This is a genomic window from Paenibacillus sp. RU5M, assembly GCF_900221055.1.
Classification (GTDB): Bacteria; Bacillota; Bacilli; order Paenibacillales; family Paenibacillaceae; genus Paenibacillus; species Paenibacillus marchantiae.
Genome location: NZ_OBQM01000001.1, coordinates 67,653 through 90,215 on the forward strand (window position 1 = coordinate 67,653; position 22,563 = coordinate 90,215).

Annotated in this window: 26 protein-coding genes; 21 read left to right on the forward strand and 5 right to left on the reverse strand. The window is 44.6% G+C overall.

From position 1 onward, the window contains the following. Nucleotide 1 precedes the first annotated feature (1 nt). The 3 genes from CRO25_RS00435 to CRO25_RS00445 all read left to right on the forward strand — a co-directional run bounded on the left by CRO25_RS00435 (nucleotide 2) and on the right by CRO25_RS00445 (nucleotide 1,994). On the forward strand, nucleotides 2-280 hold the full coding sequence (locus tag CRO25_RS00435) for a phage holin family protein (RefSeq protein ID WP_079694185.1): 279 nt from the start codon (nucleotides 2-4) through the stop codon (nucleotides 278-280). Further along, a complete protein-coding gene (locus CRO25_RS00440) occupies nucleotides 267-1,199 on the forward strand; it encodes a glycoside hydrolase family 25 protein (RefSeq protein ID WP_079694184.1) in 933 nt (310 codons plus the stop codon). Before CRO25_RS00435 ends, CRO25_RS00440 begins: the two co-directional genes overlap by 14 nt. 567 nt (nucleotides 1,200-1,766) lie before the next feature. Further along, a complete protein-coding gene (locus tag CRO25_RS00445) occupies nucleotides 1,767-1,994 on the forward strand; it encodes a helix-turn-helix domain-containing protein (protein WP_079694183.1) in 228 nt (75 codons plus the stop codon). Nucleotides 1,995-2,012: 18 nt separating this feature from the next. Here the strand turns inward: CRO25_RS00445 and CRO25_RS00450 are convergent, their stop codons facing one another. Then, the gene (locus CRO25_RS00450) at nucleotides 2,013-2,276 is read right to left on the reverse strand and encodes a hypothetical protein (RefSeq protein ID WP_079694182.1); all 264 of its coding nucleotides are present in this window, start codon (nucleotides 2,274-2,276) and stop codon (nucleotides 2,013-2,015) included. A 654-nt stretch (nucleotides 2,277-2,930) separates the two neighbouring features. On the opposite strand from CRO25_RS00450, the gene CRO25_RS00460 reads away from it, so the two are divergent. Both CRO25_RS00460 and CRO25_RS00465 read left to right on the forward strand, forming a co-directional pair. Next, complete coding sequence (locus CRO25_RS00460; protein WP_079694180.1) at nucleotides 2,931-3,185, forward strand: hypothetical protein; 255 nt, start codon at nucleotides 2,931-2,933, stop codon at nucleotides 3,183-3,185. Nucleotides 3,186-4,149: 964 nt separating this feature from the next. Further along, nucleotides 4,150-4,413 (forward strand): hypothetical protein, encoded by a 264-nt coding sequence (locus CRO25_RS00465; protein WP_079694179.1) that lies wholly within the window; start codon nucleotides 4,150-4,152, stop codon nucleotides 4,411-4,413. 142 nt (nucleotides 4,414-4,555) lie between these two features. Here the strand turns inward: CRO25_RS00465 and CRO25_RS00470 are convergent, their stop codons facing one another. Further along, the gene (locus tag CRO25_RS00470; RefSeq protein WP_063565556.1) at nucleotides 4,556-4,891 is read right to left on the reverse strand and encodes a helix-turn-helix domain-containing protein; all 336 of its coding nucleotides are present in this window, start codon (nucleotides 4,889-4,891) and stop codon (nucleotides 4,556-4,558) included. Between the two features lie 127 nt (nucleotides 4,892-5,018). Here CRO25_RS00470 and CRO25_RS00475 point away from each other — a divergent pair, with 127 nt between their 5' ends. From CRO25_RS00475 to CRO25_RS00485, 3 genes are all read left to right on the forward strand, one after another. Continuing rightward, nucleotides 5,019-6,215 carry an NADH-dependent flavin oxidoreductase gene (locus CRO25_RS00475; protein WP_079694178.1) on the forward strand — a complete coding sequence of 399 codons (1,197 nt, stop codon included), beginning with the start codon at nucleotides 5,019-5,021 and terminating at the stop codon, nucleotides 6,213-6,215. A 221-nt stretch (nucleotides 6,216-6,436) separates the two neighbouring features. After that, nucleotides 6,437-6,856 (forward strand): organic hydroperoxide resistance protein, encoded by a 420-nt coding sequence (locus CRO25_RS00480; RefSeq protein WP_064636540.1) that lies wholly within the window; start codon nucleotides 6,437-6,439, stop codon nucleotides 6,854-6,856. A gap of 237 nt (nucleotides 6,857-7,093) precedes the next feature. Beyond that, on the forward strand, nucleotides 7,094-7,654 hold the full coding sequence (locus CRO25_RS00485) for a YdhK family protein (protein WP_079694177.1): 561 nt from the start codon (nucleotides 7,094-7,096) through the stop codon (nucleotides 7,652-7,654). 165 nt (nucleotides 7,655-7,819) lie between these two features. Here CRO25_RS00485 and CRO25_RS00490 read toward each other — a convergent pair whose 3' ends face one another. Further along, complete coding sequence (locus tag CRO25_RS00490; RefSeq protein ID WP_079694176.1) at nucleotides 7,820-8,500, reverse strand: SDR family oxidoreductase; 681 nt, start codon at nucleotides 8,498-8,500, stop codon at nucleotides 7,820-7,822. A gap of 196 nt (nucleotides 8,501-8,696) precedes the next feature. Here CRO25_RS00490 and CRO25_RS00495 point away from each other — a divergent pair, with 196 nt between their 5' ends. From CRO25_RS00495 to CRO25_RS00525, 7 genes are all read left to right on the forward strand, one after another. After that, nucleotides 8,697-9,284 (forward strand): TetR/AcrR family transcriptional regulator, encoded by a 588-nt coding sequence (locus CRO25_RS00495; protein WP_063565561.1) that lies wholly within the window; start codon nucleotides 8,697-8,699, stop codon nucleotides 9,282-9,284. A gap of 71 nt (nucleotides 9,285-9,355) precedes the next feature. After that, the gene (locus tag CRO25_RS33155) at nucleotides 9,356-9,532 is read left to right on the forward strand and encodes a hypothetical protein (RefSeq protein WP_170867937.1); all 177 of its coding nucleotides are present in this window, start codon (nucleotides 9,356-9,358) and stop codon (nucleotides 9,530-9,532) included. Nucleotides 9,533-9,720: 188 nt separating this feature from the next. Continuing rightward, nucleotides 9,721-10,335, forward strand: coding sequence for a TetR/AcrR family transcriptional regulator (locus CRO25_RS00505; protein WP_079694175.1), 615 nt, complete (start codon nucleotides 9,721-9,723; stop codon nucleotides 10,333-10,335). A gap of 6 nt (nucleotides 10,336-10,341) precedes the next feature. Then, a complete protein-coding gene (locus CRO25_RS00510; RefSeq protein ID WP_063565564.1) occupies nucleotides 10,342-11,082 on the forward strand; it encodes an SDR family oxidoreductase in 741 nt (246 codons plus the stop codon). Between the two features lie 101 nt (nucleotides 11,083-11,183). Further along, entirely contained in the window at nucleotides 11,184-11,381 is a 198-nt protein-coding gene (locus CRO25_RS00515; RefSeq protein WP_072735367.1) for a hypothetical protein, read from the forward strand. 228 nt (nucleotides 11,382-11,609) lie between these two features. Further along, complete coding sequence (locus CRO25_RS00520) at nucleotides 11,610-12,164, forward strand: hypothetical protein (protein ID WP_063565565.1); 555 nt, start codon at nucleotides 11,610-11,612, stop codon at nucleotides 12,162-12,164. Between the two features lie 97 nt (nucleotides 12,165-12,261). Continuing rightward, nucleotides 12,262-12,579, forward strand: coding sequence for a DUF1292 domain-containing protein (locus CRO25_RS00525; RefSeq protein WP_063565566.1), 318 nt, complete (start codon nucleotides 12,262-12,264; stop codon nucleotides 12,577-12,579). Between the two features lie 240 nt (nucleotides 12,580-12,819). On the opposite strand, the gene CRO25_RS00530 is transcribed toward CRO25_RS00525, so the two are convergent. After that, nucleotides 12,820-14,295: an aminotransferase class I/II-fold pyridoxal phosphate-dependent enzyme gene (locus CRO25_RS00530; protein WP_063565751.1), complete on the reverse strand. Its 1,476-nt coding sequence runs from the start codon at nucleotides 14,293-14,295 to the stop codon at nucleotides 12,820-12,822. A 293-nt stretch (nucleotides 14,296-14,588) separates the two neighbouring features. Between CRO25_RS00530 and CRO25_RS00535 the strand changes: the two genes are divergently transcribed. The 4 genes from CRO25_RS00535 to CRO25_RS00550 all read left to right on the forward strand — a co-directional run bounded on the left by CRO25_RS00535 (nucleotide 14,589) and on the right by CRO25_RS00550 (nucleotide 19,632). After that, entirely contained in the window at nucleotides 14,589-15,881 is a 1,293-nt protein-coding gene (locus CRO25_RS00535) for an MFS transporter (protein ID WP_079694174.1), read from the forward strand. Nucleotides 15,882-16,421: 540 nt separating this feature from the next. Continuing rightward, nucleotides 16,422-17,021, forward strand: coding sequence for a hypothetical protein (locus tag CRO25_RS00540; protein WP_063565568.1), 600 nt, complete (start codon nucleotides 16,422-16,424; stop codon nucleotides 17,019-17,021). 171 nt (nucleotides 17,022-17,192) lie between these two features. Further along, a complete protein-coding gene (gndA, locus tag CRO25_RS00545; protein WP_064636561.1) occupies nucleotides 17,193-18,602 on the forward strand; it encodes an NADP-dependent phosphogluconate dehydrogenase in 1,410 nt (469 codons plus the stop codon). A gap of 520 nt (nucleotides 18,603-19,122) precedes the next feature. Continuing rightward, a complete protein-coding gene (locus CRO25_RS00550; RefSeq protein ID WP_231952443.1) occupies nucleotides 19,123-19,632 on the forward strand; it encodes a shikimate kinase in 510 nt (169 codons plus the stop codon). Between the two features lie 273 nt (nucleotides 19,633-19,905). Here CRO25_RS00550 and CRO25_RS00555 read toward each other — a convergent pair whose 3' ends face one another. Continuing rightward, nucleotides 19,906-20,211 carry a rhodanese-like domain-containing protein gene (locus tag CRO25_RS00555; protein ID WP_063565569.1) on the reverse strand — a complete coding sequence of 102 codons (306 nt, stop codon included), beginning with the start codon at nucleotides 20,209-20,211 and terminating at the stop codon, nucleotides 19,906-19,908. Between the two features lie 164 nt (nucleotides 20,212-20,375). Here CRO25_RS00555 and aroA point away from each other — a divergent pair, with 164 nt between their 5' ends. Both aroA and CRO25_RS00565 read left to right on the forward strand, forming a co-directional pair. Continuing rightward, nucleotides 20,376-21,671: a 3-phosphoshikimate 1-carboxyvinyltransferase gene (gene aroA, locus CRO25_RS00560; RefSeq protein ID WP_079694173.1), complete on the forward strand. Its 1,296-nt coding sequence runs from the start codon at nucleotides 20,376-20,378 to the stop codon at nucleotides 21,669-21,671. 220 nt (nucleotides 21,672-21,891) lie between these two features. Next, nucleotides 21,892-22,326: a CoA-binding protein gene (locus CRO25_RS00565; RefSeq protein WP_064636566.1), complete on the forward strand. Its 435-nt coding sequence runs from the start codon at nucleotides 21,892-21,894 to the stop codon at nucleotides 22,324-22,326. The last annotated feature ends 237 nt before the right edge of the window (nucleotides 22,327-22,563 follow it).

Sequence of the window (22,563 nt, forward strand, 5' to 3'; positions counted from 1 at the left end):
TGTGGAATGGGACATTATTCAAGGGTTGATTGATGGCAGGCTGCTGATTGTTCTGGCAGCTTGTTGGGTGATCGGAAATGTATTGAAGAAGACGCCGAAGGTGCAGGATTGGACTATCATTTATATCGTTTCCGGTGTAGCTATTGTATTTTCTGTCCTGATGCTTGGCCTGAGCGTGGAGAGCGTGGTACAAGGCGTTCTAGTGGGCGCTGTGGCGGTCTATGGTAACCAACTGGTGAAGCAAACCAAGAAGGGTGTTGATACAGATGCAAGCGCGTAAAACAGGTAATGCTCAGGGGATTGATGTATCCCATCACAACGGTAATATCGATTTCAAAAAGGTAGCTGCTGACGGGATTTCCTTTGTGTTTATCAAGGCGACACAAGGAAAGTCCTTCCGGTCACCCAAGTTTCTACAGTCCGTTAAGGATGCCAAAGCGGCTGGCCTGCTGATCGGTGCATATCATTACGTGGATGACTCTGCTGGGAGCGTGGAAACGGCCAAGGCTGAGGCAGCCAACTTCTATAAAGCTATCCAGGATGCTGGCGGGATTGGCACATTTGATTTACCACCTGTAATGGACTATGAGTCAAATAAAAACAGCTATAGCAAAGCAACGATTACAGCCGTAGCCACGACTTTCCTTGCGGAGATCCACAAGCTGACCAGAGTTAAACCGCTGGTGTATACATACCCAGCGTTCATTGGCAATTTTACGGGCTTATCTTCATATCCGTTGTGGATTGCCAGGTACAGCACACAAACGCCTGCTGATGTTTCCGGCTGGACACGTTGGGACTTCTGGCAATACTCAGACGGATCAGCAGGGGGATATTTGCCACGGGGGAACCGGAAGGTGGACGGGATCAGTGGAGCCGTAGATTTAAACGAATTTGACGGCACGATTGCGGAGATGAGAGCAAAGTACTCACCTATTAAGGAGGACAAGCCAGTGACACAACCAGTGACAACAAGGGATATTAATGTGCCCAGCAAGTGGGCTGAGGCAGCGTGGGCAGAGGTGACAGCCAACGGGTATTTTGACGGGACACGTCCGGGGGCGCAGATCACACGCGAGGAATCGGCGGTAGTCATTAATCGGCTCAGGAAAAATTTCCTTGCCTTGATTGCAGGAACCAATGGGGATGTCAAAGCCATGGACCTGAGATTGAAGAAGATTGAAGCAAGTCAGGAATAATTTCAGGAATATTTAACGGAATAATTTACATTGGAATTGACAAGTCTTCTCCGCAACTGTCTCACTAAAATATCGAGAATTTTGCAACCGTAAATCCCAATCGCTTGGAAATATCAAAGGCCCTACCAGTTAATCTGGCGGGGCCTTTTTTGCGTTCAATAAAGCATAGACATGTAGAATAACCTATTGACCAGAGTAAACAGATATGGTATATTATTTATGGGAGGTGAGAACAAGGATGAAGAAAAAAAGGAGAAAGAAAAAGGAACTCCCGGTGGACAAGCTGGTTACGCTTCTCACGGCCATTGTCAGCTTGCTTACCGCAGTAGTCAACCTCATCATAGTCCTTCGCCGTTAGGCGGGACTTGAGGGTAGCACGGTCGGTTAATCCCAAAGGCCGACCGTGTGAGTTCCTTAATCCTTCTCTTCCCTTAGTATAGCATGACAAGAAGGGAGCATGTATAATCATGAGTATGTCAAAAATAACTAAAGTGACTTTGATCATTAGCTTGCTTTCGTTGGGTCTAAGTGTCGCTACAATGGTAATATTGATTACGAGGTGATTTGATGGAACGGGACGATCTGATCCGCATCATACAAGAGAATGTAATAACAGCAACAGAAGCGGTGGAGATACTTGGTGGATCTAAGCAGAACCTTTCTTCATTGGTGAAGCGTAAGAAGCTGCTTCCAATAAAAGAGTCCGGGTCAGTTCGTCTCTTTCTCAAATCGGATGTTGAGGACCGTAAGCGAGAGGCGGAACAGTTGCGTGAGAAGTATAGACCATATGAATGAATATTTGAGCCCACCAGCTTATTCCGGTGGGTTTTTCTCTTTTGGCTTCAATGGTTTCTTTGTAAGAGTCTTATAATACTCAAAAGGCACGCCTTTGTAGTACCACCTATTTTCTTGTTTTTCCCTCTTCTCAATAACAACCTTAAGTTCCATATTGTTAACCTTCCGCTGAAATTCAGAAGCGTATTCCTTACATTGTCTAAGTCCTCTTTCCTCAGTTTCACTATAGAAAACGTGAAGCGAAAAGCCGTTTGCCATAACTTCCATTCTGTATAGATTCATTATGTATACCCTCTCGTTGAGATGTTTCCATAAATCATACCAAAAACAAACGAAAAAACTACTTCATTTAAACAAATAAGCGATAATATGAAGTTTATATTCGACAATATAATATCTATTAACAGGAACGTACGTTCCGTGTATAATGTTAGGTATATCTTTGACACAAAGTCAATTCGCGGTTTTGTGAAGTATTAAGATGTAAAGTTTTACCTTCGGGACGTTCGACACATTGCGACACAACATGTCATAGGAAAAAGGTATTATTTTCTTATAGTTTAGAACAAAATGTTCTAAATAATCCGGGGGAGTGCGGTAATACCGCCTCATGTAAGCTTCACATCAAACTCATATAAATCTTCCCATTTACACCCTAATATCATCACGGCAGTGTACATATCTTCAGGCAGCATCACACGGGTGTCATTACAATAATGGGAAATCATTCGCTGGGATCGACCAGACCGATTAGCATATTCAGTCTGGGTCCAACCCCTAGCGGTTATGAGTTCAAGAAGCCTACATCTCCCTCGGGAGATTTCCACTTAGACAACTCCTTGTAACTTGTTACTTTTCGAGACAATTATATCACGTTAAGTTTAGATGAGAAAACAAAGACCGGGGAAGAAATTTTACATCAAGGGAGAGGGTCGCATGATAGAAGAGTGGATTAAAATTGCTGCTGATATTAAGCAAGAAGAAATGGTGGATATCTGTGAAGAAGCAACTGATACAACCTATAAAGAATTGATAAAAAATTTAGAGGAAATAAAGCGGAGTCACCCTGAGTTAATTTTAGTTACTGATAAAATTGAAAACTTGTTCATAAAAAAGACGAGAGAAGACGTCGCTGCAATTTTCTATAAAACGCTTGTTGATGGAATAGAAATAGGAAAAAATATAAGATGAAAATCAAATAGGTGAGTTGGGGGAGAAATGGGGGAGGAATTGGGGGAGAACCAGATAAATACAGATAAAACTAGATTAAAGTGAATTAGAAAAGCCCTTATGTATCAATGGTTTGTGTAACATTAGATAGCATTAGATAGTGGCTAAACCGACTTTGACAGGGTAGGGGTCAGTGGTTCGAGCCCACTACAGATCATACGCGAGAAGCCTTGCAGAGCAAGGCTTCTTTTCCTTATAGAAGAAACTACACTATAATTTTGTGTTCATTAAAGAGAAATGGTTAATTTTTGGTCAAGATCATGTTATTTTGCTAAGTATCTCGTTAATTAAATTGCTTTCTACAAGTTCTGTTATTGATTATCGTTAAAAAAATGCCAACGTCACATTAACTGTGAGTTGGTATTTTTTACGTTAACCGAAAAGAACAGTGTTTAACTTTTCAGCTGTTTCTTTTGCATGCGTATGTCGGATTCCGTGAAATTTAATTATTGGAATGTTCCAACAGCAGCCAAAAGTATTTAATCACTTGGCAGAAATAATTATAAATCGACTATTTGCCGTCAAAAGCCTCCATAATGAGAAAATAACTGCTTATGATGCAGCGATCCAGCACCGGCAGAATTAAAATGAACAATTGCAGAACTACCGGCGTTCTGATTATATATAAAAAGTTTTCTCACTGTGTAACATTCCCTGATTGTAAGTGTTCATTTATATATAGGGAAATTAAAATTACAAACAAAGTTTTGAGTACTTTCACAAGTAAAGATCAGGGTGCATTTTCAAGCAGACCAAAAATAACTTGAATAAAACAACACTAATCATTCAACTATAGGAGGATATTCTTATGAGAACAAAATCACTAAAATTTATTACAGTTGGTGTGATTTTTGCTTTAGGGATTGGAATAGGTGTCTATGGATGGGGAGCTGCATCTGCTAATACTAGTCCCTCTGAAGATTAAATGGAAGTAAAAATCAATGATAAAGGTGAAACATATGGTTCATTTGTTTATCATGATGGAAAAGAAATAGATTTAGTTAAGGCTATAGGTGTAAACGGAACGGAAGGTTACATCAAGACTTCAGATATGAATCAAGATTTGCCACAAACTCCCGAAGAAGCAATTCAGAGTATGAATGAACTAAAAGTCGATAAGTATATAAACTTGTACGATAGCAAAGAGAATATTATCGGAAAATTTTCACTTGAGAGTTCAGAAGATTAAAACTAAACTACACTACTCCCCCAAAAGATGCTCTCCATAATGATTGCGAGCACTTTAAAATTCCAACAAGTAAATTCAGTTCACGTACTGCTCCACTTGTAGTATTCTACTGAGAATATACATAAAGCTTGCAGCAGTTTGACTAATTCTTCTGCAAATCAGCAAGATTCTGTCTACCCCAATCGCAGAGAATTTCCAGCACAGGCATCAGCGTTAATCCTTCACGAGACAAAGAGTATTCTACTTTTGGCGGTAATTGTGGGTACTCTGTACGGATAATTAATTGGTCGGCTTCTAGTTCCTTCAGTTGAGAGCTTAGCATTTTATGCGTAATTCCATCCAAAGCTCTTTTCAGTTCTCCATATCGCAATGTTTCTTTTTTCCATAACCAAAATAAGATATGCATTTTCCATTTTCCACCGATCAACGACATGGCATGTGAAAATGGTTTAACGTTTACTTCCTCAGCAATTTCCATATTCCACTCTCCTTTTAGTTAGTATCTACCTTTTAAGTGCATACTATACTCTTTTTTCACCCTACTATACAATAACTCATGAAACAGAGACAAGGGTGGACACGCCTAATAAAAGGAGAGAATATATATGGAAAATAGTAATCGTAATTTCTTGCAGCCTTATACATTTGCGAATGGTTTTACGTTGAAAAATAGAGTGGTCATGGCGCCAATGACAACAATGTCCAGTTTCTTCGATGGTTCCATCACCAATGATGAAGTCGATTATTATGCCGAACGGGCTGGAGGCCCTGGAATGATCATTACAGGTGTTGCGTACGTAACCGATGGGGGAAAAGGCTTCGAAGGTGAGCTCTCCATCGCAAGTGATTCTACAATCAAAGGACTGTCCAAAATTGCAAGAGCCATTCAGAAAGACGGAACGAAAGCCATTGTGCAAATCTTTCATGCAGGGCGCAAAACGAACTCCAAAACGCTAAGAGGTGTACAACCCACCAGTGCGAGTGCAATCGCTGCCGCTCATCCAATCGGCTCGGAGAAGCCGCGTGAATTGACTCCTGAGGAAATCGAAAACATTATTAAGGACTTCGGCAGTGCAACCTTACGAGCCATTCAAGCTGGTTTTGACGGGGTAGAGCTTCACGGGGCCAACACATATCTATTGCAGCAATTTTTCTCCGTCAATTCCAATCAACGGTCCGATCAGTGGGGTGGCAGTTTTGAAAATCGTATGCGATTTCCGCTGGCAGTCATTCAGGAGGTTGCATCAGTTATTGATGCCCATGCGGATAAACCCTTTATCCTCGGTTACCGGATTTCACCGGAAGAAATTCATATGCCGGGCATCCAGCTCGAAGACTCCTTGGCTTTTGCCCAGGCGCTGACAGACACTCGGGTTGATTACATTCATCTGTCGATGGGAAGTTACAAACGAACATCTTTAAACCACCCCGATGACAAAGAGCCAATCTTAACTAAATTCGTCCGGGTTTTGGATCACAAAAAACCTCTGATTGGCATCGGATCGATTGAGCGGCCGGAAGACGCGGAAGAGGTCATCAACGCCGGGGCAACTTTGGCTGCACTCGGACGGGAATTGATTCGTGAGCCAAAATGGGTACAGAAGGTGAAAGCAGGTGACCTTGGCAGCATTCGTTACCAAATATCCCCGTCGGATATGGATGAGTTGCGCATTCCATTGGCGATGCAGACTTATCTGGAAGGTTCGTTTCGGGAGGTCATGCACTTTACTACCGACAGTCAGGAAGGGACTGACTACCAGAATTCACTTGCACCGATGGAGGGCTTTGAGAAGAAAATGTAAAAGCTAAACTATATTAGGTAGATTCAACTTTTGGATCAGTGATAGATATTTATCAATTACGGAGCAACCATTTCCTGCTATTACAAGAGGGAATGGTTGTTTTTAATTTTATAATAATGATTTACAAACACAATTAAATTGTGTACAATCTAATTGTTAGCAAAACAAAAGAGACATCATCTTTACAAAATAAAATCTAAATTACAGAGGAGCCAATACTCATGAAAACATTATATGAAACTACAGTTATCAATACAGGTGGACGTCAAGGGATTGTGCAATCGCCAGATAACGTATTTATGCTTGATGTCGCTGCCCCACCTGAACTGGGAGGTAAAGTGACGACAGCTACGAATCCAGAGCAATTGTTTGCAGCAGGCTACAGTGCTTGCTTTAATTCAGCGCTGGAATTTCAATTAAAGAAACACAAAGTCGAAATTGAGAGAAGCACAGTATCGGCTACGGTTATGCTTGTGACGGACCCTACGGATAATGGTGTGAAACTGGAAGTGGAACTTGAAGTTAAAATTGAGGGTTTGGATGAGGAGACAGCACAGAAATTTGTAAAACTTGCGCATGACTACTGCCCATATTCCAAAGGAATCAAAGGGAACGTCAATGTTACCGTGGGACTAGCCTAATTATTGAGCTGAGTCGATCGAACGGTTTCGTTTCAGACTTCATGTTGAAGTCTGAAGCATGTATCTAAAATAATTTCTAAAAACTGAAGGCCTCCGAGAAATCGGAGGTTTTTTTGATATGCTCTTTAATTCTGCAGCGATAACCAATAATAGATAAAGAAATCAATTACGATTGAAATATACCCATATGGGGTATATTATGAGAGTAGAAATCGAAAGTTCAAAGGAGTGCAACTCATGAAAAAGTATGCAATGATATTGCTGACTACGGTGATCACGGGCAGTCTGATGTTAAGTGGATGTGGCAAGAATGCTGAGCAGGATAATAGCAGTAGTGACAGTCATGCAGCGAGCACAGGAGAGATGCACCACTCGGATTCGGGAGAATTACCGGAAGGACTTCAGGAAAAGAAAAATCCTACATATCCAGTGGGCAGCCATGTCGTGTTGAGTACGGACCATATGGCCGGAATGAAGGGTGCAGTAGCAACAATTGTGGGAGCCTATGAGACAACAGCGTATACAGTCTCGTATACACCAACTACAGGGGGAGACACTGTGAAAAATCATAAATGGGTCATTCAAGAGGAAATTCAGGACCATACGGATCAACCGTATGCAGCAGGAGCAGAGGTTGTGCTGAACGCTGACCACATGCCAGGAATGAAAGGTGCTAAGGCAACGATTGACTCCGCTGAGCAAACGACGGTATATATGGTTGATTATACCCCGACCACAGGCGGAGATCCGGTGAAGAATCATAAATGGGTCACGGAAGAAGAATTGTCTGCTAAATGAGAGAGCTTGAAGTAAGTGCCTGAAGTAATAGTTGTTAAGCCTCACATCCATGCGTATAACTTGTGTTAGTCATTATGTGATTACCAAAACCACCCTCCTCACTTTTTAAGTGAAAAGGGTGGTTTTATATATAACAACGCAAAACTATCTTTTGAAAATCTCCAGTTACCAGACAATCGTTTCTGGAGTAACACCAACCGGGAATGTTTCTTCAGCTTTATCTTTCTCCACATACATATCATACCAAGCGTCAGCAATGTATTTAGGGTCTGTTGGTGTATCCGGCTTGATGAATACACCCAAGGAGAGGTGACCCACATAAATGCCTTTCGGAGCGAGGTCCGTATGCAGATTGTTGGCATAGTTTCGTAATCCGCCCAAAGCAATCCCCACGTTACCCATCATCGGAATTGGATATATAGCGGAAAGCCCAGTGGTGAACAGAATCGCTCCAGTCTGACGTTCCAGCATAGCTGGTAATACCTGTTGCACACTATGAATTGCACCAAGTACCAGACCCTGGAACTGATCCAATGCATTATCCGCAGTAACATTCATGGCAGGTGTCGGAGGGAACTGTCCAACGGTTGGACTGAATTCGAGCACATCAATAAAACCGTACTTCTCTTTGATTTGGTCAAAAGCTTGTGTCAATTGTTCCGGGTTATATAGATCGGCTGCGAAGCCGGATGCTTCAATACCTTCTGATTTTAACTGGGCTGCCAGGTTATCGAGTTTGTCTTGGTTTCGTGATACCAAAGCGACCTGAAATCCTTTTTGTCCAAATTTCTGTCCTATAGCCATCCCGAGTCCGAGGCCTGCGCCAACAATGACGATGGTTTTCATATCATGTTTCTCCTTTTCATTCTTATATTGTAAATAGTAGACTAGACAACTAAAGTAATGTAAACAACGCTTGTTGTTAAGCATGCTATACTAATCCAATCAGGCTTACAATCAGCAAAAATGCAGAATCGTTGCGTAGACAACAGTTCCTATATTTTTGTTGCGAACATTATGCAAAAGGCGAGGAGACATTCGAATGACGATCAAAAATAACCAGGATCCTCGTGTCATACGGACACGTCAGCTCCTGCAGGATGCGTTCCTATCCCTACTGCAGCATCAGGACTTTGATTCTCTGACCGTGGGGGATATTACCGAAAAAGCTACGGTGAATCGAGCCACATTTTATGCACACTTCACCGATAAATTTGCCATTCTGGATTCGACCGTTACGTATTCATTCATGGAGAAATTGAATGATCGAATGGATCAGGGTGATACATTTAATGAAGAAGTTTTGAGAAAAATATTAACAGCCCTGTGTGAATTTCATGCTGAAGTCAGTACTCGCTGCGAACGAAGTTACAGGTCACTGGGAACCGTACTGGAACTTCAAATTAGAGAAAAAATCCAGATTATTATTTTGCAACTGTTGAATCGTCAGAAAACCTCCACACCGGGGCAGAACTCTCGTAAAGAGACAGCAGCAGTTCTGTTAAGCTGGGGGATGTATGGCACGGCTTATCAATGGAACCTGCAGGGTCGGAACGTGCCTATGGAACAATGGATTAATGACACGCTTCCTCTACTGTTGTATGGAAATAGCATCTTTTTTGAGAATTAATAAATTTCTGCTCATTTATGGGTTATAATGGAACCATAAGATTAAAGCTGCTGGAAAGGGGAATGTATATGATGGACTTTAGCAAGCCGCCCCATGCCTCAGAATCACATACACACAAACAGCGCCATGAAGAAAATGAACAACAGCTTTTAGCCGGAGGGAAAAGCATTTGGTGGGAAATTAGCAACTGGCTAATTCTCGCTGGGATTCTTGCGGTAATCTTCGTATTGTTTAAGTTCGTTTTCTAGAAAAAGAGAAACATTAAAACTTTGGATAAGGGCCATATTAAATGGGCTCTTTTTTTCTTTACGCTCTTACATATAAATCATCAAGCGAATAACAAATGACAAAAATAAATATTTGTCATTTGTTATTCGCTGTGTTAATCTAATTTCAACGGAGGTGACTTGAGGATGGTGTAACCATCTTAATCATTATGGAAAAGGACAAAACTTCTGAATTTTTAACCAAGGAACAAATTATTGGAGCAACGCAGGAAACTCTTCGGCGCTTCGGTGTTGCCAAAACATCAGTTACGGATGTCGCTAAATTGCTTGGTGTTAGTCACGGTACGATTTACAGGCACTATAAAAGCAAGAAAGAATTACTTGAAGGCGTGACCGCACAATGGCTCGAAGATGAGATTATTGCGCCTTTGACGGCAATAGCTAAGGATCAGAGTTATAACGGAGAGGGAACACGTCATCTGAAAGTATATATAGAAGCATTAATCGCTCTTAAACGTCATTATGCCGAATCCGATGCAGAGTTGTTTGAGATGTACGCACGGGTAACTCAGGAATCCGCAGATATTATCAATAAACATGTGCAACATCTTGTACGTCATTTGAGTGAGATTATCCAGCAGGAGAACCATTTCCAATTTAACAACCCAGACGTGGTTGCAACGGCGATCCTTCAAGCTACAGCCCGTTTTCATCATCCGGCACACGCCTATGAATGGCAGAGCCCTACAATTGATGCGGAATTTGCACAGGTGTGGTTGTTGATCGAAAAGGGATTATTACATTTTGAACAAGAGAGGGAGTAATCGTAAATGAAAAAGCTAGCAGGTAAAGTAGCCATTGTAACTGGCTCATCCCGGGGGATCGGACGTGCTATAGCAGAGCAACTCGCTGAATTGGGCGCGGATGTCGTCATTAACTACGCGAGCAGCCCAGACAAAGCAGAGCAGGTGGCAGATATTGCTCGCCAAAAAGGAGTCCGTGCCATTACCGTTCAGGCTGACCTTGCCCGAAAGGAAGATGTGGAGCGTTTATTTTCCGAAACGATTAGCCAGCTTGGAAAAGTCGATATTCTGATCAACAATGCAGGCATCATGAAGACAACGCCTTTGGCAGATGTGACGGAGGAAGAATTCGATCAGCAGTTTGCCATCAATGTGAAAGGTACATTTTTTGCTTGTCAGCAAGCATTGAAACACATGGAGGAGCAGGGCCGAATTGTTAACTTCTCCACTTCTGTAACCGGACAGATGTTTCCGGGATACAGCGTGTACGCAGGTACCAAAGGAGCAGTTGAACAGATTACTCGTCAGCTTGCAAAAGAATTTGGCTCCAGACAAATCACTATTAATGCTGTTGCACCAGGCCCGGTGAATACCGAGTTGTTTTCTGTAGGGAAGACGGAGCAACAGCTCGAAGGGCTACGTAAAATGAATGCATTTGGTCGTCTAGGTGAACCGGAGGACATTGCAAATGTAATCTCTTTCCTTGTCAGTGAAGAGTCGCAATGGGTTACAGGACAGACGCTGCGTGCAAACGGCGGTTTCATTTAAACGATATCATGCACGAAGTTTATTGCTTTTGACACACAACCGGGCGAATCCCCATATGATGCATTACATCAGCAAGCAATTGGGGAAATGGGGAATCCGGGATGGCAAAGGCAAAGGGAAAAAAGGCTCCCGCGTTAAAGAGTGACAAACTTCGTGTATCCATGAAATTGGTTACTTCGGATGTATGTGAGCGTTGCAAGACCCCCTGTACACGAGGAATGGATTATGCAGCACGGATGCGAACCGATGGAGCTGTAGGCAAGGGCGTACCTTGTATATTGACTCGTCATACTTCGTAGTCCGCTTCATAATAAGTTTGACCTACAAGAAGTTCGTATAATTACGTATTGCCAACAACTATACTATAGGGGCGTCCTTTAACAGGGAACGCCTCTTTTTGATCGTTCCAAGGGGTGGAAAATATTCTGGATAAAAAATGAAAAATGATGAAAAACAGCGCAACTTTGTGGATGAACCTGCAGTATAAATGTACAACAGCTAGCAGCAGGGGAGGGAATATTGACGGAATGAAATGGAAAAGAATTTTGCTGTGTGTCACGGTATTCTCCTTGCTCGGCGGGTCTTTATTGTTTGCAGATTCAGTGAACGAGAAGATTCGGGTTCTCATTAACGGCAAGGAAGCAGCTGACGGTGGTTATCTGATTGACGGAACGACCTATGTACCTGTAAGGGAAGCGGGCGGAATCGCCAGATGGGATACCACAAACAAGAGAGTAACGGTTATCAAACCGAATGTACATATTTTTCTCTTCAAGGGAGATACCGTGTTTGGCAACGTGAACGTGGGTAAGTTGAAATTTAATGTGTTCTCACAAGTCGACAGTTTGACAACAGATATAGCTGCCGTGAAGGTGACGATTACCAATCCAAGTGGTGAGGTTAAGGATATTCAGTCTCAGGAGCTTAAGACACAGAAGGATAACTTCTGGTTCCGAACGTACGATTTTACGTATGATTTCAGCCGGGCTGGCAAGTATCAAGTCGGTTTTTATATTAAAGAAAATGCAAACAGTAATTATGTGCTGGCAGCCGAGAAAATCATTACCGCGCTGAACGATTGAAGCAAAAATAACCTTGTCGGTTAAATTGACCTGGACCATTGAACATGTTACGATATGCAAGGTTACACAATTTCTATTTATAAAGCGAGGTATATCAATGAGCGATCACACACATGAACACGGCGATGCCTGCGGATGCGGTCAAGACCACGACCACGACCACGAGCATGAAGAAGTTCTTCTGACACTGACAGACGAGAACGGAAATGACGTGGAGATGGTTTTGGTGGAGACGTTTGACGTGGAGAAGCATGTTTATGCGCTCCTGCTGGAACGTAACAATCCTGAAGCTGACGGCATCATTCTGCGTATGGAAGAAGAAGACGAGGAAATGGTGCTCTACAATATTGAAGACGAAGAAGAGTGGACCCGTGTTGAAGCGGCGTACAACGAACTCGTTGCAAGCCAAGAATAGTCATCCTTTTGGAATAAAGCAAGAAGGCTCCTTAATTATAGGGGGCCTTTTGTTTGCTTTTTATTAGGTGTATATGCTGTTTTTTCTTGCGATAAGGACAGTGGAATAGGTGGAAAAATGCAAACGATACAGCGATCATAAGCCCAAGGCAGGACAAGTCTGTGTGGAGAAAAAATAAAAAAGACCAAGCATCCCGCTTGGTCCTTAGAGATCGATCAACCTCATGCAGAGGTGGCTGTTCTAGAATATTGCATCTGCTTCCACGATGACTTTCACGTTGGTTACGCTACGATCTTCAGGTCCTTTTACAGGCAGTCCAACTTCAACATGATCAATGATGTAGTCGATGTTTTCCTGAGTGATAACCTCACCTGGCAGCAGAATCGGGATTCCTGGTGGATATACGTAGATGAATTCCGAAATAATCCGACCTGCGGATTCCTTGAAAGGAATGACTTCGGTATCACCATAGAACGCATCACGTGGAGTCAGCATCAGCTGTGGTACATCTGGAACCTTGACCACCAGCTCATGGGCTGGATTCACTTGATAATACGTACGGGATAGATCCTGCAGGGCGTTCAGCAAGATTTCTACGGAGTCATCCGTATCTCCCGGCGTGATGAGGCACAGAATATTATACATATCACTGAGCTCCACCTCGATTTTGTAATGCTCACGTAGCCAGTTCTCTGTTTCGTAGCCTGTAATTCCAAGGTGGCGAACATGAATGGTTACTTTGGTTGGGTCGTAATTAAAGGTAGCCTCTGTGCCCAGCAGCTCTCTGCCGAAGCAATATAGTCCGTCCATATCATTAATGGAGCGTCTTGCAAACTCAGCCAAATCAATGGCTTTCTGTGCCATCTGATGGCCATTCAGAGCCAGATTACGTCTCGACGTGTCGAGCGAAGCCAGCAGGATGTAAGAAGTCGACGTTGAAGTCAACATACTCAGAATGGTTTGTACACGTTGCGGATTCACATATCCATTCTTCGTGTTCAGATTGAGTACAGAACTCTGGGTCATCGAACCACCCAGCTTGTGTACACTCGTTGCAGCCATATCAGCCCCGGCGGCCATGGCTGAGAGTGGCAGATCTTCATGGAAATGAATGAGTACGCCATGCGCTTCATCCACAAGTACTGGAACCTGATAGCTATGCGCCAGTTCAACAATTTCTTTTAGATCGGTACATACGCCGAAGTACGTTGGGTTAATGACGAGCAAAGCCTTGGCATCGGGATGACGCTCAAGAGCACGTCGGATCGCGCCTGTAGTGACACCGTGATCAATCCCTAGATTGGCATCCTGCGCAGGAGAGACGAATACGGGTTTCGCTCCTGAGAAAATGATGGCAGACATGACCGATTTATGCACATTACGGGGCACAATAATCTTGTCACCCGGTTCACATACCGACAGAATCATGGTCATGATGGCACTGCTTGTGCCTTGTACACTAAAATAGGTATAATCGGCTCCGAAGGCATCGGCTGCCAGAATCTGCGCTTCCTCAATGACACCGGTTGGCTGATGCAAATCATCTAGCGGTGCGATGTTAATCAAATCTATGGAGAGGGCATTATCGCCGATAAATTCACGAAATTCGGTATCCGTTCCCAATCCTTTTTTATGTCCCGGAATATGAAATTGCACCGGATTGAGTGCCGCGTGATTTTTTAAAGCGGTAAACAGCGGCGTACGGCGGTGATCCATCAGTGCTGTCACAACCTTTCCTAATTATAATTTGTAAGAAAAACGTCTTTCGACGTAAATTCTATGAAGACAGACCGCTTGTAGCGGATGTTTTCTTGCGATCACGGATTTAGTTCAGCTTCGCTGATAACTTATCATTTTGTAATCTCAAACAAATTTGAGTATAGCAAATTAAGAACCGAATGCAAGCAATATTGCTTGACAATTTTTCGAATTGCTGAGATTTGGACACATCCCCGAGGGTTACAGTAAGGATAGGAGATGGGCAAGCAAGCATCGAAAGGGGAAAAAGAATGCAAACCAATACAAAACCAGCCAAAATCCTGCGATCACCTTTCTTTATCGCCATGTGGCTAACGCTTTTTCTAGTTGAAATTATTAAAGGTGCCCTGCTGGTCGCTATTTTGCCCGTGTATATGGACAATATTCTGGGTTTGTCCGCTGGCGTGATTGGTGTGGCCTTTGCCCTTCAATATTTGGGAGATAATCTGTTCCGGGCTCCCTCTGGCTGGGCAGCAGAACGGATCGGGTTCCGCGCGACAATGGTGACGGCGCTAATTTGTACATTAGTTGCTGTAATCATGATTATATTCTTCAAAAGTGCATTTGGCCTTGCCATGGCTTGTCTCATTCTTGGAGTTGGCACGTCACCCCTTTGGCCTTGCGCTATGACAGGCGTGACTGCGATGTCGGGGCCACAGAACAAGAACGGTACAGCCATGGGTGCGCTGGAGATGGCGGCACTTGGGGGGACTGGTCTAGGGCCGATCGGAATGAACTGGCTATTGGAGCGGACGCATCACGATTATCGCACCATTTTCTTGGTGTTGATGGGTGTTGCAATTCTGGTCATTCTGGTCGCTTTGATTTTACCCGGACGTGTCATTGTTGAGGGAGAGCATGCGGAAAGTGAGACGAAGCGGTCAGATATGAAATATCCGGCTAAACCGAATATTTTCACGCCGTTCATCCGACTCAAAAACAGTGTCCAGGGTACATTGCAACGGGTACGCAGCACCCTTAATGTTAATCCGCTCGTATATCCTGCACTATTCATGCAGTCTTTTGTTATTGGTCTGCTCAGTCCCGTGATTACGCTATACACTCGCACAGACCTGCACATCTCGCCCAACCTATACAGCTTGTTGCTGATAGCGGGTGGAGGCATTACGGTCATTGCATTGCTGCCTGTAGGGAAAATGGTAGACCGGTTTGGAACGGCACCGTTCCTGAACATCGGTTTTTTAATGGCAGCAGTGAGTCTGTTTGCTTTTTCTTCTATTACGTCTATTCCAGTTGTGTTCGGTATCGTCATGTTGGTTGGCGTCAGCTATGCGATGATTCTCCCGGCTTGGAATGCGTTTGTAGCCACATTGATTCCCAAAGGAGAACGCGGAGCGATCTGGGGTTTCTTCCTGACCCTTCAGGGATCAGGCATGGTCGTAGGGCCGATTGTATCCGGACTGCTGTGGGATCACATTAGTCATCCAGCTCCATTTATCGGAAGTGCTGTCGTTATGGCTGGACTTGCCGTTGTGCACTATGTGTTATCCCGTAAACCGTATCGTACAGCTCCTGCCAAATGATGCGATTGAAGTCTGATAAGGTGGATCCAATAAGAAAAGGGAGTTCCAACAACCATACAGGTTGTGGAACTCCCTTTTTATGTAGCATGGTGCAACCATTCAGCTAACGACGGGAAGATTATTCTTCCCGCCGGAGTGATCAACTCTGGGAACTAATCGTTCAACGTACTCCATGCCTACTTAAGACAAAGACATCTTGTAGAGCGGCAGCAGCTTTTTGAACGTTGAACGAACCGTTTCCAAGAACTTGACCCATCTGCAGGAACTTTTCCCCATCCGCAGCAAGGGCATCATCCCATCAATTCGCAGTCCGCACATAACCTCTGCATACCTTTATTTCGCGTCCATTATATCATGAAAAACGGGGGCTTGCCCCTGTGCATCTGCGGAAAGCTGCGATCCTTCGGATCAATCGGTGAAAAATAGTCAAATAACCAAGTACCCTTACATAAAATGAAGTATAAAATAGGGTAAGCCGATTGAGTAGAAGCGATTGAAGAAGATGGCCGGAGCATCTCCGGTACAGATGGAGGGAGTGCCGTGAATAAGAGTTATGAAGTTGAATATTGCAATCTGGAGCTGCGGTTCAACCGTCGGCATATCCAAAATTTGATCAAAGACCTTATTCGTGAGGGGTATTCACTATATTGGAGCGAGGACGAATCCTTTTTTATTCTGTCAGTCCGCACCGGACGCAAGCTGGTAAAGCTCCGTTTTCAACAGACGCGCAGTGGGAATTACAAGATGACCGGAGATTATATTATCAAGGACGCAAAGCTTGCGGAATGGTTGGAGAAGCTGATTGGGGATACACGCGGGCATGCCGTTGTGAAACGGTTTAAGGATCAGCAGATGACCGTGGAGAATATTTTGTTTGGTGAAGTCATTCGTCTCGTTGAAGTATCCGGATTCAAACAGCGTGTTATTTTTCAAAAGGAACCTGCGCCGACGGCGGAAGAGATGGAAGAAATGTTCCTCTCGCGCGAAGGCGAGGAGCGTCTCATGCTGCTGCGTATGGAAGTGGATGATGAATTGGAGCGTCTGTATGCCGCCATTCAGATGGATAATATCGAAAAAGCAAATGTCTGTCGTAAAGTCTTAAAGCAGTTGTCAGGGCACATGTTGATGCTGGAAGGCTAAAATATAAAGCTGTATTTATGAAAATACGATGAACACCTCAGGTAATTGGGGTGTTTTCTCGCTGTGCGACCATGGTCCGGGGTTCACTTCTATGCGTAAAACCGTTAAAATGGGGGTATTGTTGAGAATTCATTTCAATAAAATTAATTGGAGCAAAGGATGGAGGACCAGATGGCGAAACAACAGATCGGTGTCATTGGACTTGCAGTAATGGGCAAAAATTTGGCCCTTAACATTGAAAGCAGAGGTTTCACGGTATCGGTATTTAACCGTTCCCCGGAGAAAACCAACGATCTTCTGAAAGAAGCCGAAGGTAAAAACCTGACAGGCACATTCTCTATTGAAGAGTTTGTGGCATCCCTGGAATCCCCGCGCAAAATCCTGATCATGGTACAAGCTGGTTATGCAACCGACGCTACCATTGAACAACTGCTTCCTCATTTGGATGAGGGCGACATCATCATTGATGGCGGTAACGCATACTTCCCTGACACCCAACGTCGCAGCAAAGAGTTGGAAGACAAAGGCATTCGCTTCATCGGTACAGGTGTATCCGGTGGGGAAGAAGGCGCGTTGAAAGGCCCTGCAATTATGCCAGGTGGACAAGAGAGTGCGTACAAGCTGGTTGAACCGATCCTGACAGCCATTTCGGCCAAAGTCGGTGACGATCCTTGTTGTACATATATCGGACCAGATGGTGCTGGACACTATGTGAAAATGGTGCATAACGGTATCGAATACGGAGATATGCAGTTGATTGGTGAAGCTTACCACCTACTCAAATCCGTGTTGAATGTGTCCGTTGAGGAGCTTCACGCCATCTTTACAGAATGGAATCAGGGAGAGCTGGATAGTTACCTGATCGAAATCACAGCAGATATCTTCTCCAAATACGATCCGGAAACGGGCAAACCAATGGTTGATGTCATTCTGGATGCAGCTGGACAAAAAGGAACAGGCAAATGGACGAGCCAAAGCGCGCTGGATCTCGGCGTACCATTGTCCATGATTACAGAATCCGTATTCTCCCGCTTCCTGTCTGCGATGAAAGACGAGCGGGTGGCAGCGAGCAAAATCCTGAACGGACCTGCGGTTGAAGCATTCTCCGGTGACAAAAAAGCGTTCATCGAGAATGTTCGCAAAGCGCTGTTTGCAAGTAAAATCGTATCCTACGCACAAGGTTTTGCCCAAATGCGTGCAGCTTCCGATGAGTACGGTTGGGATCTGAAATACGGCAACATCGCCATGATCTTCCGTGGTGGTTGCATCATCCGTTCGCAGTTCCTGCAAAACATTAAAGAAGCGTATGACAAAGATGCAGCACTGAAAAACCTGCTTCTGGATCCATACTTCCAAAACATTGTAGAATCCTACCAAGGTGCATGGCGTGAAGTTGTAGCTGCTGCGGTAACTCAAGGCGTTCCGGTTCCTGGGTTCTCCAGTGCGTTGTCCTACTACGATAGCTACCGTACAGAGCGTTTGCCTGCGAACCTGTTGCAAGCACAACGTGACTACTTCGGTGCTCATACGTTCAAACGTCTGGACAAAGAAGGCAGCTTCCATCACAACTGGATGGAATAGTAGCATATATCGCAAGTCCGTGAGATTTGGCTAAAGTGTCCTGAATCAGGGGCCTTGGCTGGAAGAAGGGCTTGGACAGAAGCTTAGATAGGGGACTTGGAGAGTCGGTTCATACCGATGAACTCCAGGTCTCTTTTTTTTACCGTATGTTAAGATGCTTCTACATTTTACGAGCCTGAGATGCTCTATTTCGTGGATATGAGCCTTTTCTATTCTCTAACGAACTCAGAAGGTCCTACTTACAACATTTGGAGCGAAATTGCGCTGTTTTGAAGGTGTTTTTGTGAAATGAGTTTCCTGAGATTCATTAGAATTCTAAAATCGCTTATAATTCGGAAATAAGCTGATCTGAGTTCGTTAAAATCGTTTGGAGTACATGGACATGCTTCGATATGATCTGGAAGTGCTTGCGGATACTTGGAGGGAAGTGGGCCACACTATGGCCTTCCCCCGTCCGCAGGGCTGTGTTATGATAGGACAAAAGTGCTCATGAATTGCTTGAATTAAAGGAGTGTACACCTTGAGCAAGTCTAACAATATTATTCTCATCGGCATGATGGGAACTGGCAAATCAACCGTTGCTGACATGCTCGCACGCGAGCTGGGTTACCGACTGATTGATGTGGACGCCGCGGTGGAGAAAGAGGAAGGCTGTACGATTCCTGAATTGTTCACAGGCAAGGGAGAGACATATTTCCGCGACGCCGAGAGTCGCATGTTGTGCTCGGTGTTAGAGAAAAAGGCGCAGGTGATTGCAACCGGAGGCGGTGTGGTTCTGCGTTCGGACAACTGTGATGTTATGTCGAAGAACGGCTGGGTGGTTGCCCTGACTGCTGATCCGGCAGTGATAGTAGAACGTGTCAGCGGCTGTGAGAACCGTCCGCTCTTGGCAGGCAATGCGGAGGAACGCATTCAGACCATTATGCAGGAACGGAAGGACGCATACCGGTTTGCGCATTACACGGTGGATACGACCGAGTTATCCGCTTCTGAAGTGACTCGTTTAATTTTAGCGCATTACCGCGTCTAAGCTTGTAATTATTTCGTTTTCTCTTCAGTGAGTGTATGGATAGACTGTACACATGAGTGCAGGGTCGATGCATGGAGAGAGGGATACATTTCGCATGTGGAAGAAGATATGCCGAAGGGTTTAAAGTGGTGAATGGAGCCATGTGATCGTGGAACGATGTGAAAAACGGGCCGATTGGCCCGTTTGACTTCCTGTAAGGATCAGGATGCACATTGGTTACCGAGAACTGCTTATTGCAGATATCCTAACCATTAACCTCGATCCTGATGTTGTTTAGTCTTCCTCTTGCCATTGCAGCATGCCGCCAACCATATTGGTACAGCCATCATATCCGAGCTGCTGTAAGTACTCACAGGCACGCTCACTACGGTATCCACTGCGGCAGATCAGAACAATCTCACCGGACTTTTGAATTTCGGACAGTCTGTCCGGAATCTGTCCAAGCGGGATGTGTTTCGCTCCTTCAATCATGCCTTGTGCGACTTCATCGTCCTCACGGACGTCTATCATCTGCAGCTTCTCTCCCGCCTGCAAACGGCGGCGTAGCTCAGAAGTTTCAATTTCAGCAATTTGTGTCATATTCAGGTCCTCTTTTCTGTATGGACTTAACGCCTATAATGATACCCAAGCGATGTATGGAATGTCAATTTGGCATTACAGCATCACCGCATGTACCCTGAACCAAATACGAAACAGGATCATCTAACGAAGCACATTATAATCAATGAAGGAGAATTTCATCCATGGACGTTATCGTTAAACCAACCCCATCCCTGAACGGGGAAATTGGAGCTTTGTCTTCCAAAAACTACACCACACGCTACTTGCTAGCTGCTGCGCTGGCAGAAGGCACAAGTACGATCCATTACCCTGCTCACAGTGAAGATAGTGACGCTATGCGCAGATGTATTAGTGATCTTGGAGCGGTGCTCGAAGAAGATGATAGCAAAATCGTTATTCAGGGCTTCGGCAGCCATCCACGTGATGTGCGTGAATTAAATGTAGGCAATGCGGGTGCAGTGCTGCGTTTCCTGATGGGGGTAACGGCACTTTGTCCTGATGTTACGTTTGTAAATACGTACCCGGATTCTCTGGGCAAACGCCCACATGATGACCTGATCGATGCGCTTGGTCAGCTCGGTGTTGAGGTACAGCACGAACAAGGACGCTTGCCAATCACGATCAAAGGTGGTCAGGCCAAGGGTGGACATATCCGTGTATCCGGTTCTGTCAGCTCCCAGTATTTGAGCGCGTTGCTGTTTGTAACTCCGCTTCTGGCCGAAGACAGCACAATTGAAGTATTGAATGACTTGAAATCCAAAGTGGTTATTGGTCAGACGCTGGAAGTACTGGAACAAGCGGGCATCGTCATTCATGCGAGTGATGATTACATGTCCTTCCGCGTACCTGGCGGCCAAGCCTATAAACCGCAAACATATACGGTTCAAGGAGACTATCCGGGTTCAGCAGCTGTCCTCGCGGCCGCGGCGGTCACCCAATCAGATGTTAAGATTTTGCGATTGATGGAACACAGCAAACAAGGTGAGCGTGCTATTGTTGACGTTCTGCGCATGATGGAAGTGCCGTTGACGCATGAGAACGATGTGGTTCACGTGAAAGGTAACGGTACTTTGAAAGCTGTGGAATTCGATGGAGATGCCGCGACAGACGCGGTTTTGGCCATGGTAGCGGCAGCAGTGTTTGCGGAAGGCACCTCACGGTTCTATAATGTAGAGAACTTACGTTACAAGGAATGTGACCGAATTACAGATTATTTGAACGAACTGCGGAAGGCAGGAGCCAACGTAGAAGAACGTCAGGCCGAGATTATCGTACATGGTCGTCCGGAAGGCGTCGAAGGCGGCGTTGAGATTAACGCTCACTACGATCATCGCGTAATTATGGCACTGACCGTTGTCGGTCTGCGTTCCAAAGAACCGCTTCGTATTCGGGATGCACACCATGTAGCCAAGTCTTATCCGCAATATTTCGATCATTTGCAGGCGCTTGGCGCCTCGGTTCAATGGGTAAAAGAGTAAAATAACACGTTTAAGAGGTTGTTCAAAAAACCGCTTTTGATTACGAAGGATGCCTGGAGGCATCATCAGCATCGAATATGGAATTCAGCCGAAATGTCCGTTGCTCACGTAGTTTTCCCTACGCTCCGCTACTCCATTTCTAGCTTCATCCCATCTTCTCGGTACTGAAAACCGGTCTTTTTGAACACGCACTTTAAGCAGAAAAGGATGGTGCTTGAACATGGAATTTAACAATCCTACTCGTGAAGAAATTGGACAACTTTTGCGCAAGGCAGGCAACATCGCAGTCGTCGGCTTATCGGACAAATCAGATCGCACTTCCTATATGGTAGCGGAGGCCATGCAAAGCAGAGGTTATCGCATTATCCCGGTAAATCCACAGGTACAAGGTGAGATTCTTGGTGAGACGGTATATGCAACCCTCGCGGATATCCCTGAGCCGGTAGATATCGTGAACGTATTCCGCCGCGATGAATATTGCGCGGATGTCGCTCGTGAAGCTGCTGCGATCAAAGCAAATGTATTGTGGCTTCAGCTTGGTATCCACAGCGATGAAGCCGTTCAGATTGCAGCTGAGAACGACATGACAGCGGTAACGAATCGTTGTATCAAGGTAGAGGATTCCATCGTTCTGCGCGGTGCTGGACGCGGTTAAATCTCGATTCCTAAAAAATCCCGTTAACCTCGAGTTGACGGGATTTTTTCTGTTATATAATTGGAATATAAAATATACTTTGCAGCTTAGAAGACCGCATGAAGTTAAATCCAAGTGGTATTCCGCTCCATTTAATTATTGGGGGAACAAGGAAATACGCTCCTTTTTGTCATGCCTGGCGGGAGAGAAATACAAATTACCAACAGGTTACTGTTTTGCTTTGACAAAACGTTGCGT